A 13,414-nucleotide genomic window follows, 5' to 3' on the forward strand; every position below is an offset into this window, starting at 1 on the left:
TTTATGGGTTATGATTTAGCCGCTAGTTTCACGGCTTTTTTGATTCTCGTGTAGGTACCACAACGGCAGATGTTTCCGTTCATGGCCATTTCAATTTCTTCGTCTGTTGGATTTGGATTTTTCTCCAAAAGTGCGGAAGCTGTCATAATTTGACCTGCTTGGCAATACCCACATTGGGGCACATCCACTTCCAACCAAGCCTTTTGTACTGGATGGTCGCCCTCCTCGGATAAGCCTTCGATGGTTTTGATTTCGGAATTTCCTACGGAGGATACGGTTAGCATACAAGCTCTGGTCGCAGTGCCGTCCAAATGAATGGTGCAGGCCCCGCATTGTGCTATACCACATCCGTATTTTGTTCCCACTAAATTCAGGTGATCTCTTAAAACCCAGAGGACTGGTGTGGATGGATCCACATCGACCTCCTGTTTTGTTCCGTTGATGTTAAGTGTAAATGTTGCCATAATGTTGATTAATTCCCTTTGAAGTTAAAGCTTTATTGGAACAAAATGGAATATTAAGTCAAACAACCATGAAAAATTAACATTGTTTTTAGTTTTTCTTAAGTTACTTAAAATCAATACAAATAAGAAGCGGGTAATTCATCCCGAAACCAACTAAAAAAGTCATTAAAATTGTTGATAATTTTAATTCGGCTCAATACTTTAACCGCGCAAAAACGGGCAAGTGGTCCGAGGGATATCGGGTATCCTTGGAATCACTCAAAATCGCACTTTTTAGTACCTCAAAATCATCGGAAACAAAAATATAGTCGATTCTTCGTTCCACAGGCTTATTGAATTCAAAGCCATTGAAAGTTCCATCAGGACCAAAGGCATTTTCCCCAGCGGCGATGTGGGTATCTGCCATTTCACCAACAATTACCTGTACTCCTGGGCTATCACTTTCCAAATTGAAATCTCCTGTTAAAACCACTGGGTAGTTTTCCATGTTCAACTCCTTAATTTTCTCAAGGATAAGTTTGGAGCTTTCTTCCCGTGCCTTGACGCCTACATGATCAAAGTGGGTGTTGAAGACCATGAACCTGGCCCCATCATTATTATTTTCAAAAATACCATAGGTGCAAGTTCGGGGCAAAGCTGCATCCCATCCTTTGGATGGTTTATCAGGGGTAAGGGATAGCCAAAAAGTAGACTGTTCAATAAGTTTCACCCTCTTTTTGTCGTAGAAGATAGCGGTGTGTTCCCCTCTCTCATCACCATAATCGCGGCCTACTCCGAAATAGGCATAGTCCTCCAAACCTTCATCAATTTCTTTGACCTGATGAATCAACCCTTCTTGTATACCGAATACATCCGGATTGTAGAAATTAAGCTGTGAGATGAGAAACTCCTTTCGGTTGTCCCAATTGTTGGGTGCATCATCAGGGTTATCATATCGAATGTTGTACGAAATAACGTCAATGGTTTGCCCTTGGGCACTTAACAATGCCCCAATAGCCAAAAGAATTAAAAAGGTGTTTTTCATTGTTCAGGTTTCTATATTTTTTTAAATCTCTTCTTCGTGAGTAATCGAAAGGGAGTTGATTGCTTTATAATTTAAGTATGCAAACTATTCAATTTTTTGTGCATTAAGGTTACTTTATCTTTATATTCTTCATTATTGACATATTCCTCTTTCAACTATGGTCAATTGTCATAAAACTTACCTGCTTATTTGACTTTCATTAAGTAATTCTCCCTGCTTTGGTCATCAATTTTACTTTTCTGTAATCAAATTTAATCTTTAATCAACCCTTTTACCTTTTCCCTAATAATTATTGGGAATTCCTTAATCCCTTGCCTTGCCGCTACCATTTATTTTAGCCCCCGAAATGTTAAAGACTATTAACATCCCATCAAAATTTAACTGTTAACCAAAATTAATAAACCATCCAATTCTAATTTATGAAAGTAAATAAGCTCTTTAGCTTCCACACCTCTAAAAAAGGTAGGGCCTTGCCATTTTTTGAGGTCTTGGCGCTTTTTTTTCTAACCATACCTCTAAAAGCGCAAACCCCTTCTGATGCACTTATGATGCCCTCCAAGAACATTTGCGTTCTTTTTTCTTATGATATGGGCACTTTTGACCGATATTGGGAAGGATCATATTTAAGATCCAATGAAACCATAGCCACTGTGGACCGAAACACCGTTCTTCCCATGGCTGCCATAGGTATTTTGGACGACCTTAATTTTTATGTAAGCCTACCTTATGTAAAAACCGAATCTTCAGAACCCAATGGAGGAAAATTTGCAGGTGCCCGAGGGTTTCAGGATATTGGCTTTGCCCTGAAATACCGTGCCATACATAGTGATTTAGGAACCGGAAAACTCACTGCTCTTGCAACAGCGGGATTTTCAACTCCTTTTACCAATTACCTTTCCGATTACAGACCTTATAGTATTGGCGCTGGAGCTCCCGAGTTTTCTTTGCGTGCCATAGGCCAGTATGAGTTGAGCAACCAATTCTACCTCCGTGCCTCCCTTGCACATCTATGGAGAGGCTATACAGAGGCCGAACGGGATTATTACTACAACAATGGCAGTTACTATACCGCGTGGATGGACGTACCCAATGCATGGACCTACGAAGCTATTCTTGGCAAATGGCTCTTCGATACCTCATTAAAACTCGAACTGAGTTACACAAGCCTTGCCTCAACCAGCGGAGACGATATAAGGGCTTACAATGCTGCGCAACCCACCAATAAAGTGGAGTTTGACCGAGTGGGGTTATCGGCCCAATATTTCTTTAAATCAATAAAGGGTTTAGGGATTGTAGCCTACCATAACAGGGTGGTCAACGGAAGAAACGTACCCAAATTCAATAATACGGGCTTTGGACTTACCTACCAATTCAATGTCATAAAAAAACAAACCGAAACTACCAATGAGCAATAAAATATACACACTGTTTATGGCCTTGTGCCTTATCCTTTTGACTTCTTGCGAAAAAGATACTCCACAATACATACCTTATGAAGGTTATGCATATTCTGAACTCGATGAAAATGGGGGCGATTGGGTTCCTGTGCTTGAAGAGTCCGGTGCATCCATTGAAATACCGGTTCCTGAAGCTACTGATTCACAAGCCTATCAAAATGAATTGGCAGAAGTGAAAGAAGCTATGGCCAATATAACTTCTGAACAAAAGAAAACTATAAAATATTGGACCAATAATCCTGCGGTACGCTGGAACGAGGTTGCCTTGGAACTTATTGCCAAATACAATATTATCCCTGGACCAAATGCAGACGGCACTTACACTTTGCCCAATCCCGCCAACCCTGAAGGGCCGCCAGCGTTCCCATTTGCACACCCACCCTATGCATGCCGGGCGTTGGCCTATATGTCCGTAGCTCAGTTTGATGGACTTATCTCCGCTTGGCACCATAAATACGAGTACAATAGGGCCGCACCTTATACAGTGGATAAAAGTATCGAGTATGCTTACGAAGCAAACGACATACCCTCTTATCCTTCGGATGGTGCAGTAATTGCCAGAACATCAAAAAATATCCTTACGGCCATGTTTCCCCTTGAAGCTGAATATCTCCAAAACCTTGAAGAGGAACATCTGGAAAGTCTGATGCTTTCTGGAGGTAATGTAATGAGCGATATTACTGCAGGGGTAACTATTGGAGATGCAGTTTCCGAAACAGCATTAACACGAGCCTCCAACGATGGTATGAAAAATGCACAGACGCCAAAGGCAGTGTCAGATTCCATCAAACAGGCCGCTTACGATAGATTTGGATGGGCTTGGGACAATTTGGAAATCCCGGAACGCCCAGTTGGTTTAACCCCTCTTTTCAGTAAAGTAACCATGTGGAGCATTGATGATGTAGAGAGTGTACGCCCAATTGCCCCTCCAGAATTGGACTCCCAAGAATTTTTGGACGATGTGGAACTATTGAAAGATTATACCAAAAATATGACAGAAGAACATCGTAGAATTGCCAATTTTTGGCAAGACGGGCTGGGCACTTATACCCCTCCAGGGCATTGGAACCGTATCGCTAACGAACTCATTGTGGAATACCGTCTGAATCCTTTACAGACTACACGGACTTTGGCCTATATGAACATGGCCATCATGGATTCGGGTATCAGTTGCTGGGATGCCAAGTATTATTACCATTACCCTAGGCCCATACAATTAATTGAAGGCTTTAAAACCATAGCTGGTACACCAAATTTTCCAAGTTATACCTCTGGGCACAGTGTTTTCTCGGCAGCAGCGTCCGAAGTTTTGTCCTATATTTTTCCAGAAGAAGCAGAACAGATGAGAGCTTGGGCAGAAGAAGCGGCAATTTCCAGGGTTTATGGGGGTATTCACTGGAGTTTTGATGCCACGGTGGGCACAGACCAAGGACGAGAAGTTGCTCAATACACAATTGACAGGGCAAAGGCAGATGGAGCAGACCAATAACTAAACACTAACTATTGTTCTAAACGTAAGGTTGATTCTCGGTGTCCTCACCAACTTTGTTGGTGGTAAGCGGTGCAGCCAATGGCTTTGGGTAGTGCCTTTCATTACCAAAAGGCTCCCATGGTCGAGGGTCAACCCTACCTTTTCTTTGGATTCCTTGTGCTTAAAAGCAAATTTTCGTTCAGCTCCAAAACTAAGGGAGGCAATCGCTCCATTTTTCTTTAAATCTTTTTCGGCATCACTGTGCCATGCCATACCTTCTTCCCCCGAGTGATATAAATTCAACAAACAAGAATTGTAGGTCTCTTTGGTTCGTTTTTCGGTGAGTTGCTTCAGCTTCAAAAGTTCTGGAGTCCATGGCAATGCTTTTTTGGTGTGATTGGAATAGGTGTATTCAAAAGGCTCATCGCCATACCACGCAACTTTTCGTTTGGTCTCAATCCGTTTTCCATACATTAGGGCCACATCGTTCTTCCATGCAATGGTATCGAAAAGTTGTTGAAAATAGTGATTGGCTTCTTCATGCTTCATGATTGGGCCATAATAATTGACCACCCCATCTTTGGGCAGCCAATTCTTCTCAGGGTTTATTTGATTGGTGAACAAATCCATCTTTCCATTCTTTATATGCTACTCTCATACAATGTCCGCAGGGCCTGAATCCCAATTTTTGGGCCTCGTTTTCAGAATTGAAGAAAACTCTGTTCTCCTTTTTCATTCGTTTGCCCGAAGTACACTTCAAGGTACCATAAATTTTCAATCTTTTATGCCCTGCCAATATGATCTCGCCCTTTCGAATCAAGGTTCTAACTTCTTTTTCATTGAGGTTGGAGTGGTGGTAAATCATCTTAACTTATGGCATCATGAAAAATAATCCCCAAAGTATATCTTTCGCCATAGTGCAGTTCACTCACTCCATGTTTCATATTGACCCGATAATATCCCTTCTTTCCTTTTACAGGCCTAAAATTGGTGGTAAACAATAACATATCACCCCTTTTGGGTCTCAGTACTATCGCCTTCGATTGGGCCCTGGGTGTCTGCTGGGTCATCACAAACTCCCCTCCTTCATAATCTACATCGGGGTCACTCAAAAAAAGTACGGCTTGAATAGGAAAATAGACCTCTCCGTACAGGTCTTGGTGCAGGGTATTGAAACCTCCCTTACCGTATTTTAAAATAAGGGGAGTGGATTTTAACTGGTTTTGTTCCTTACATTGTGCAACCAATTCCTGATGGGTTTTTGGGAATGCTTTTTCAATTTTCAGAGCTTTCATCCAAAGGTTCGCAATGGGCACAAGATGTGGGTATAATTCACTTCTAAGGTTTTGGATTATCTTGGGCAAGGGGTAATCAAAATATTTATACTCTCCCAAACCAAAACGATAACGTTCCATAATCACAGTCTTTCTATATCCTTCTTTTTGATCATACAGTTCCTTTAGGGCATTGCACATATTTGGTTCCAAAAAACCAGGAACCACGGCATATCCTTTACTATGGAGATTTTCTTCGACTTCGTCCCATTTCACTTTGAAACCATGGGATGTTATATTATTCATGTTGATTGTTCGATTATTGATTGATGTTTGCGTTTTTTATTCGGCTGAGGCCATTTGGGCAGCTTCCCATCCTATAATGGCACTTTTTCTTGTGTTGCCCCACATATACCCCCCTATTTTGCCGGATGATTGAATGACCCTGTGACATGGGATCAAAAAGGCGACGGGGTTTTTACCTATTGCCGACCCTACCGCTCTGGTAGCTTTGGGTCTTTCGATTTTTTGGGCAATGGATCCATATACAGACAAACTACCACTTGGAATCTTGAGCAGGGTTTCCCAGACTTTTAATTGAAATGGCGTACCGTTCAAGTGCAACTTAATCTGTTCTTGTTTGCTCCAATCGTTTTGGAAAATGGACAACCCATCCTGCTGGTACTTATCCAAAAACTGGCGATATATGGCATTGGGGAAACGCGACTTTAGGTCATCAAATGCAGTTTGATCATCATCGATAAAGGACATGTGGCAGATACCTTTTGAGGTAGAGGCAACAATCAGTTTGCCAAAAGGACTTTCTGCAAAACTATAATTGATTTCCAAGCTTTCACCCCCATTTTTGTATTCTCCCGGTGTCATCCCTTCAATGCTCACAAAAAGGTCATGAAGCCTTCCAGTGCCCGAAAAACCAGTCTCCATAGCGGCTTCTAGTAATGTAAGCTGTCTTTCTTTTAATAGTTTTTTTGCATACTCAACACTAATGTACTGCATAAACTTTTTGGGGCTCACCCCTGCCCATTCCGTGAACAAACGTTGAAAATGATAAGGGCTTAAATGAATGGATTCTGCAATCTCGTTCAAAGAAGGCTGCTCCTGAAAATTGCTTCGTATAAACTCAATGGCCTTTGCCACTCTATTGTAATTGAATTCTGCTTGCGTACTCATGGTTTAGCTTATTTGAAACAAAAGTACACGGTACATGAGGGCGATAAAACCCGAATCTTGCTAACTATTAGGCAAACAGTTACCCCGTTAACATACTCTGGCTCTTCTTTAGGATATCGGCCACTCTTTCTTTTAATGCTTTGGGTTCAACGATTTTTGCATAATCTCCAAACATCAGGTACCATCTGGCAAATCCATTTTCCAAATCGGTTGTCATAAAGGTCATTTCCACTTCTTTTCCTTTGACTTCCTCTGAAATGAGGCCATAGTATTTGCTTTGATTGCGAATATACTTGGCAATAGATTTATCGACCAATATTTTCACTTTTGTTTTGCTGACTTCCTCTCTTTTCTTTCGATGCTCATCAATAGTGCCGTGTTCCAGCATAAAATCCAATGATGTTCGAGCTATTCGGTGAATTCTATCCGTTCGAAAATGCCTGTAATCTGCCCGCAAATGACAATAGCCCAATATGTACCAAAATCCATTTTCATGAAAAAGCCCAACGGGTTCTATCCTACGTTCGGATGGGGTTTCTTCCCGTAATGATTCGTATCTTAAAAAAACCTGCTTCCGTTCGGCAATGCTCTCGAACAAAATTTCAAGGGCATTGGGCACCTTTTCGTTAAACAGAACCTGTCCCGGCACTATGGATACTTGGGACTCCAATGTTTCCACCCAATCTTTTTCCTTTCCCCTTAGCACTGATTTCAACTTGTACATGGCAGATTCATAATACGCTCCAAGGGATTTATCGGTAAATTTTTGCATGAGTTTTTCTGCGGCCACAAAGCTTCCAGCTTCTTCGCGGGTAAACATTACCGGGGGCAAACGGTACCCTTCCATAATGGTATAGCCCACACCTGCCTCGCTTACAATGGGTACGCCCGAGGCTTCCAAAGTCCTAATGTCCCTGTAAATGGTACGTAGGCTCACATCAAATCGGTCTGCCAGTTCTTGGGCTTTTACAATCCGTTTGGATTGCAACTGTATTAAAATGGCAACTATCCTATCAAAACGTTTTGCGGTATCCATTCCCATAATTGTGTGAGCTATCTCCCAAAGATAGGATTTCAATCCAAGGACGGGAGATCTTTTCTTGCTCATCTTAATTCATTTTTACCATTAAATCTATGTCAAAACTAGGCACGTAGAGTGACAACTGCTTGTCATGAACTTTTTTTTCCACCCATTTCTTTTCTACTGACAAAGGGCTGTCACACCCCCCTCCTACTTTTGGTTTCAGAAACAATAAACCTTTAAAAAACAAAGCATCATGGAAAACACCATTAAAAAGCAAACTGAAGCACAAGTTATTACCCCAACCCAATTTTTGGAACATTACCAAGGTCATAGGGGACTTACCCGAAGGGTAATCGAAGCCTTTCCGGAAAAAGAGTTCTTTAATTATAGTATTGGCGGAATGCGTCCTTTTTCCGAGATGGTAAAGGAGCTTTTTGCCATTGCCGTTCCCGGACTTACCGAAATTGTTTCGAACAAAATCGGTGACTTTGATGAAAACAGGAACTACGGTAGCACAAAGGCCCAGTTTTTAGAAAAATGGGATCAGGATACGGAAGAAATCAATAAGCTCTGGAGCCAGATTGACTTGGAGCGTTTTCAAGAGCATGTAAAACTCTTTGGGCAGTATGAAGGTACCGTACAGTCTTCCATTTTTTATTTTATTGATAATGAGATACACCACCGCGGACAGGGGTATGTTTATTTGAGGGCCTTGGGAGTTGAACCCCCATTTTTCTACGAACGATAGATTTTACCTGGGATGAAAACTATTTTAGTATTCAAGACGTCCGTTTGGGGCGAATCGCAAGTAAGACAGTTACGTCCCCTGTTGAACCAATTGGTGAACAAGGATGGATGTTGGAACTTTGATTTGGAGGATTGTGACAACATTCTCCGGGTCGAGACCCAAGCGGTACAGGCTCCATCCATTGCCTCCCTACTGCACAGCAATGGTTTTCATTGTGAGGAACTCCATTGATTGTAGATACATTATGTCAGGTTGAGCGCAGTTGAAACCTATTGATTAACAGCAATTAAATTCTCAACTGCGCTCGAATTGACATTGTACTGATTTTTTTGACAGTTCTTTAAATTAAAGGTCAACTTTTTGTTTGAGCTCGTTAAACTGGGCCAACAGCTCTTGATAGCTGTTTTTTTCTTCTTGCCCGGGCGCTTTATCGGCACTGCTTAAAATATAGTACAGATACGACATTTGGGCTACCATTACCACTTCTGGATAGGCTCCCTCATCATTTTTGAGCTGTTTTAATGCATCCTTGTATGGCTTCAATGTTGCTTCGCTCGCTTTGTTTTTTTCAAGTTCCTTGATTTTTTCCTCAACCTTATCCTGAAGTTGTCTAGCTTCCGATAATAGGTCGATTACCTTAAACTGAAGCCCTTGCTGTTCTCTCATGTCTGACAAGGAAACTCCTTCTTCTTCCAGTCTAGGGTCCATAAGGACTTCAAAAGGTTTCTCGAAAGACTGATCACCAACTGTTAATTTAGCAGTATACTTTCCTGGCAATGCCATTGGCCCATTCTTGTAGCGTCTTTTCTTGTTTTTTGCCCAAGCTCCTTTTTGCTGGAGGTTCCACTCAAAACGGTTGATGCCCTTTTTGGTCTCCAGTTTTTCATCCATGTAAACAAACGTCATGCTAAGGCTCATATCCTCCACTTTTTCTGGGGTGGATTTCAATTTAGTGGAATCACTAACAATGGTTGCCACCTCTTTACCTTGTGCATCCATAATCTGAAGACTCACACCATCCTTTACATCAGAGGGTAGGTAATAATCAATAATCACGCTGGTTGATGGGTAATCGGGGAAATCTCCCCCGCCCCAAGGCGTTTGGTATCTAATCGTATTGTCGGGTTTAAACAATACAGGAGTGTCATCAAGTTGGGTAATATTCCCATCTTGAAGGATAGTAACCTTGTCCAAAATCCAGAAACCACGCCCCATGGTACTCAAAATTAAATCTCCTCGGAACAAGGTAATATCCGTAATCGGGGTCACTGGAAGGTTTTGCTGAAACCTTTTCCAAGTCCCACCATCATCAAACGATACAAACATTCCAAACTCGGTACCTGCATACAACAATCTTTCGCGAACAGGGTCTTCCCGTAAAACCCTTGTGGTATAATCGGGTGGAATTCCGTTGGATTCGGAACTTATCAGCTCCCAACTTTCACCATAATCGTCCGTTTTGTACAAGTAAGGTGTTGTATCGCCCAATAAATGACGATCAACCGCAATATACGCTTTGGCCGGGTTGAACTGCGATGGTTCCACAGATTCTACCCTGCCACCTTTTGGTAATTTTTTAGGCGTAACATTTTTCCACGTTTTACCCCCATCCTTGGTAATGGAAATAATCCCATCGTTGGAACCTGTCCAGATTACACCTTTGCTTATTTTTGACTCCCTGATGGAGTAAAGGGTACTATAATATTCTTCTCCGGTAATATCGCGAGTGATAGGTTTTCCGGAGATTACCTGTTTGTCCGGTTCGTTGGCAGTAAGGTCTGGGGAGATAATTTCCCAGTTTTTGCCCCCATTGCTGGTTTTGTGCAAGAATTGAGAACCCATGTATACCACTTCTGGATCATAAGGGGATACATGAATAGGTGCTACACGCTGGAATCTATATTTTAAGTCTTTAGGATTATGTCCGTAAATATTGGATGCACCAATGGAATATTCGCGGCTTTGTCCCGTTTTTTTGCTATAGACGCTAAAGCGACCTTTACAGTTGTTATAAACAATATAATGGTTGCCCGGCATGGGAATCACGGGGCCAGTTTCGCAACCACCGACATTCATCATAATGCTTTCATTGGGCGTGGTCGTGGCTTTGGGCGCCCTGCTTGGGATGGCCAAGGTGGTATTGTCTTGCTGGGCTCCGTACACCCAATACGGATATTGGTCGTCCACAGCAACTTGGTAGATTTCTGCCGTAGGCTGATTATACTGCGTAGACCATGTTTTACCGCCATTGTGCGATACGTTGGCCCCGCCATCGTTACACTGGATCAATAAATCGGGCTTATCTGGGTTGAGCCAAATATCATGATTATCACCGTGGGGCACACTCATGCGTTTCCATGTTTTTCCTCCATCCATGGATTTTATCAATGGGTTGGCATTGGAGTACACAATATCGGGGTTGGTCGGGTCCAGTTCAATATTAGTGTAGTAAAATGGTCTGTTCACCAATCTAACATCATCGGAAATGTGTGTAAAGGATTTTCCTTGATCTACGGATTTATACAATCCCCTATCAGCATCTGGAGCCTCAATAACGGCATAAAGTATTTTTGAATCTACTGGGGAAACGGCCAAATCAATTTTACCAATCAATCCTTTTGGCAGCCCTTTTTCCAGTTTTTCCCAATCTTTTCCCCCATTAATGGATTTGTAGATGCCTCCTTCGCTGTTCTCACCACCCGAATCAATGGTCCAAGGTGTGCGGCGTGCCTTCCAAGCTGCAGCATACACTACATTTGGATTGCCAGGGAGCAGTTCCAAGTCGGCGAACCCTGTTTCATCGGAAACGTACAGGACCTTTTCCCATGTTTTTCCTCCATTGGTCGTCTTAAAAATTCCGCGTTCCTTGTTAGGTTTAAATGCATTTCCAATAGCGGCAACCCAAACAATATTGCTATTCGTGGGGTCGATTTCCACAGCGCCGATTTGGCCTACATTTTCCAATCCGATGTGTTCCCACGTTTTTCCGGCATCAATGGATTTGTACACCCCTTTCCCTGAAATGATATTGCTACGGATTCCATCGGAACCGGTTCCCACATATACGATATTGGGATCATTGGCTGCGATTTCTATAGCACCAATGGAGGGTGTTTTAAAGAAACCATCGGAAACATTGTTCCAAGTAGTTCCGTAGTCATCTGTTTTCCAGACACCCGCACCGGATGCCCCAAAATAAAAAGTCCCCGGGAGCATAGCTGTTCCGGTAACGGTGGTTACCCTTCCTCCCCTAGCGGGTCCTATGGTTCGGTATTGTAATGCTTCAAAATCCTGAGCCAAGGTTGCACAGGTCACTAAAAATGTAAAAAGAAAATAAAAAGAGCTTTGCTTTAAGGTCATGAGTTAGTAGAATAGTTGGTTTCTTCCCAAATCTACTAAATACCTAGCCAATCTGAAATGCTTCAAGAACGAAATCATTCCTTTTTGATAGAAAGGATCGTAATTTATGAAATTGGCAATAGGAGAACATTAAATAATATGTGTTGTTCTTTTTTAATCGACAAAGAGGGATATTTGGCAACTCCCATTAGCTTAAAAAGCAACGGTTTAACCCATCTTGTATCTACAGTATAAAATCAAAACCTTCTTTTCTATGCTGAAAATTCAAAGTATACTATTTTCTTTCATTGTTGTTGGATTTGTAAGTTCTTGCAGCCGAACTGGTGAAGTAAACAGTGATCGGAGCACAAAACTTTTTGAACTTCAGTTCATCAATACAGGGTTATCGGGGGATATTATCAAAAAAGAAGATTTGGAGTTTAATGAGTTTATTGAATTTTTATCCAATGGCACATTTATTAAAAAAAGGGTTCATCCTGACAGCACAAGTATCGCCAAGGGCAGTTATACCTTAATGCTGTCAGAAGACACCCATTATTACGATTTGGAATATGAAGAAGTTGGCCCTCTGATTCAAAATTGCGGAAGTTCAGTTAAAGAACATATAACCATTTTGAATGATAACGAAATATTTAATGGCAGCTACCTTCCATGTGACGGTCCTGGTTTTGGTTATGAATTAGTCTATTAGAAGTGCTTTTAATTACGATCGCCACATCCAAATTATCGTAAAAATACTTCGCCCAGATCAGTAATCAATCCCAAAATAATCCATTACTGCATAATAATCGGAATAGTCTGGAGCCTTGGATTTTCCTGAAACCGATACATTAGGTGGGATAATTACGTAACGAAACTTATTTCCCCGGGCTGGATCTATCTGAAATTCGGTCAAATCCCCAGAAAGGGCTTCAGCTCTGATCAAAATATCCTCCACGTTTATGCTTCCACTTCCAAAACCATAGGTAAACTGAGCTCCTCTGAAATTTAATACTGGCAATAAATAAACATTACCATCTCCAAAACCCGTGAAATACACCAATAAAACATGGGTGTCCTTAATGCTTATTGCACTGGGAAGTTCTGGAGGAAAGTCTATATCCATATACTTCACAGATGTTGAAGCTCCTTCGAAGTTTGCTGGTATCCACGAACTGTAGATGACCTCGGCATTACCATCTTCACCCGCCGGACCCTGCTCACCTTGAGGTCCTTGTTCGCCCTGAGCTCCTTGTTCACCCTGTGGGCCTTGTATTCCTTGTTCCCCTTGAGGACCTTCCGGTCCAATTGCACCATCTTCACCGTCCTCTGCACTACAAGAAAGAAGGAAAACGGTACAAAATAATAAATAACTAAATTTTAAAAATTGTGGTTTCATGATAAAAAAATTAATGGTTTACG

At 41.8% G+C, this 13,414-nt stretch carries 14 protein-coding genes; 5 read left to right on the plus strand and 9 right to left on the minus strand.

Features of this window, described 5'->3' with window-relative positions:
- Positions 1–8: 8 nt before the first annotated feature.
- Positions 9–464: a (2Fe-2S)-binding protein gene (locus tag MURRU_RS00820; RefSeq protein ID WP_014031507.1), complete on the minus strand. Its 456-nt coding sequence runs from the start codon at positions 462–464 to the stop codon at positions 9–11.
- A gap of 193 nt (positions 465–657) precedes the next feature.
- Positions 658–1,488 carry an endonuclease/exonuclease/phosphatase family protein gene (locus MURRU_RS00825; RefSeq protein ID WP_014031508.1) on the minus strand — a complete coding sequence of 277 codons (831 nt, stop codon included), beginning with the start codon at positions 1,486–1,488 and terminating at the stop codon, positions 658–660.
- A 419-nt stretch (positions 1,489–1,907) separates the two neighbouring features.
- Here MURRU_RS00825 and MURRU_RS00830 point away from each other — a divergent pair, with 419 nt between their 5' ends.
- Complete coding sequence (locus MURRU_RS00830; protein ID WP_014031509.1) at positions 1,908–2,903, plus strand: transporter family protein; 996 nt, start codon at positions 1,908–1,910, stop codon at positions 2,901–2,903.
- Positions 2,893–4,434, plus strand: coding sequence for a vanadium-dependent haloperoxidase (locus MURRU_RS00835; protein WP_014031510.1), 1,542 nt, complete (start codon positions 2,893–2,895; stop codon positions 4,432–4,434). Before MURRU_RS00830 ends, MURRU_RS00835 begins: the two co-directional genes overlap by 11 nt.
- On the opposite strand, the gene MURRU_RS00840 is transcribed toward MURRU_RS00835, so the two are convergent.
- The 5 genes from MURRU_RS00840 to MURRU_RS00860 form a co-directional block, all read right to left on the minus strand.
- Positions 4,435–5,046 (minus strand): alpha-ketoglutarate-dependent dioxygenase AlkB family protein, encoded by a 612-nt coding sequence (locus tag MURRU_RS00840; protein ID WP_014031511.1) that lies wholly within the window; start codon positions 5,044–5,046, stop codon positions 4,435–4,437.
- Entirely contained in the window at positions 5,015–5,281 is a 267-nt protein-coding gene (locus MURRU_RS00845) for an Ada metal-binding domain-containing protein (protein ID WP_014031512.1), read from the minus strand. Before MURRU_RS00845 ends, MURRU_RS00840 begins: the two co-directional genes overlap by 32 nt.
- A gap of 1 nt (position 5,282) precedes the next feature.
- Complete coding sequence (locus MURRU_RS00850; RefSeq protein ID WP_014031513.1) at positions 5,283–5,996, minus strand: 2OG-Fe(II) oxygenase; 714 nt, start codon at positions 5,994–5,996, stop codon at positions 5,283–5,285.
- A gap of 36 nt (positions 5,997–6,032) precedes the next feature.
- A complete protein-coding gene (locus MURRU_RS00855; protein ID WP_014031514.1) occupies positions 6,033–6,881 on the minus strand; it encodes a bifunctional helix-turn-helix domain-containing protein/methylated-DNA--[protein]-cysteine S-methyltransferase in 849 nt (282 codons plus the stop codon).
- A gap of 79 nt (positions 6,882–6,960) precedes the next feature.
- Positions 6,961–7,923, minus strand: a complete 963-nt coding sequence (locus tag MURRU_RS00860; RefSeq protein WP_041801696.1) for a helix-turn-helix transcriptional regulator — start codon at positions 7,921–7,923, stop codon at positions 6,961–6,963.
- 235 nt (positions 7,924–8,158) lie between these two features.
- Between MURRU_RS00860 and MURRU_RS00870 the strand changes: the two genes are divergently transcribed.
- Together MURRU_RS00870 and MURRU_RS00875 are read left to right on the plus strand one after the other, a co-directional pair.
- Positions 8,159–8,653: a DinB family protein gene (locus MURRU_RS00870; RefSeq protein WP_014031516.1), complete on the plus strand. Its 495-nt coding sequence runs from the start codon at positions 8,159–8,161 to the stop codon at positions 8,651–8,653.
- Positions 8,654–8,665: 12 nt separating this feature from the next.
- Positions 8,666–8,884, plus strand: a complete 219-nt coding sequence (locus tag MURRU_RS00875; protein ID WP_014031517.1) for a hypothetical protein — start codon at positions 8,666–8,668, stop codon at positions 8,882–8,884.
- Between the two features lie 114 nt (positions 8,885–8,998).
- On the opposite strand, the gene MURRU_RS00880 is transcribed toward MURRU_RS00875, so the two are convergent.
- The gene (locus tag MURRU_RS00880) at positions 8,999–12,013 is read right to left on the minus strand and encodes a VPS10 domain-containing protein (RefSeq protein WP_014031518.1); all 3,015 of its coding nucleotides are present in this window, start codon (positions 12,011–12,013) and stop codon (positions 8,999–9,001) included.
- Positions 12,014–12,266: 253 nt separating this feature from the next.
- Between MURRU_RS00880 and MURRU_RS00885 the strand changes: the two genes are divergently transcribed.
- Positions 12,267–12,704 carry a hypothetical protein gene (locus tag MURRU_RS00885; protein WP_014031519.1) on the plus strand — a complete coding sequence of 146 codons (438 nt, stop codon included), beginning with the start codon at positions 12,267–12,269 and terminating at the stop codon, positions 12,702–12,704.
- Between the two features lie 57 nt (positions 12,705–12,761).
- Here MURRU_RS00885 and MURRU_RS17860 read toward each other — a convergent pair whose 3' ends face one another.
- Positions 12,762–13,391, minus strand: coding sequence for a collagen-like protein (locus tag MURRU_RS17860; RefSeq protein WP_049789078.1), 630 nt, complete (start codon positions 13,389–13,391; stop codon positions 12,762–12,764).
- Positions 13,392–13,414 lie beyond the last annotated feature (23 nt).

This window comes from Allomuricauda ruestringensis DSM 13258 (genome assembly GCF_000224085.1).
GTDB classification, from domain to species: Bacteria; Bacteroidota; Bacteroidia; order Flavobacteriales; family Flavobacteriaceae; genus Flagellimonas; species Flagellimonas ruestringensis.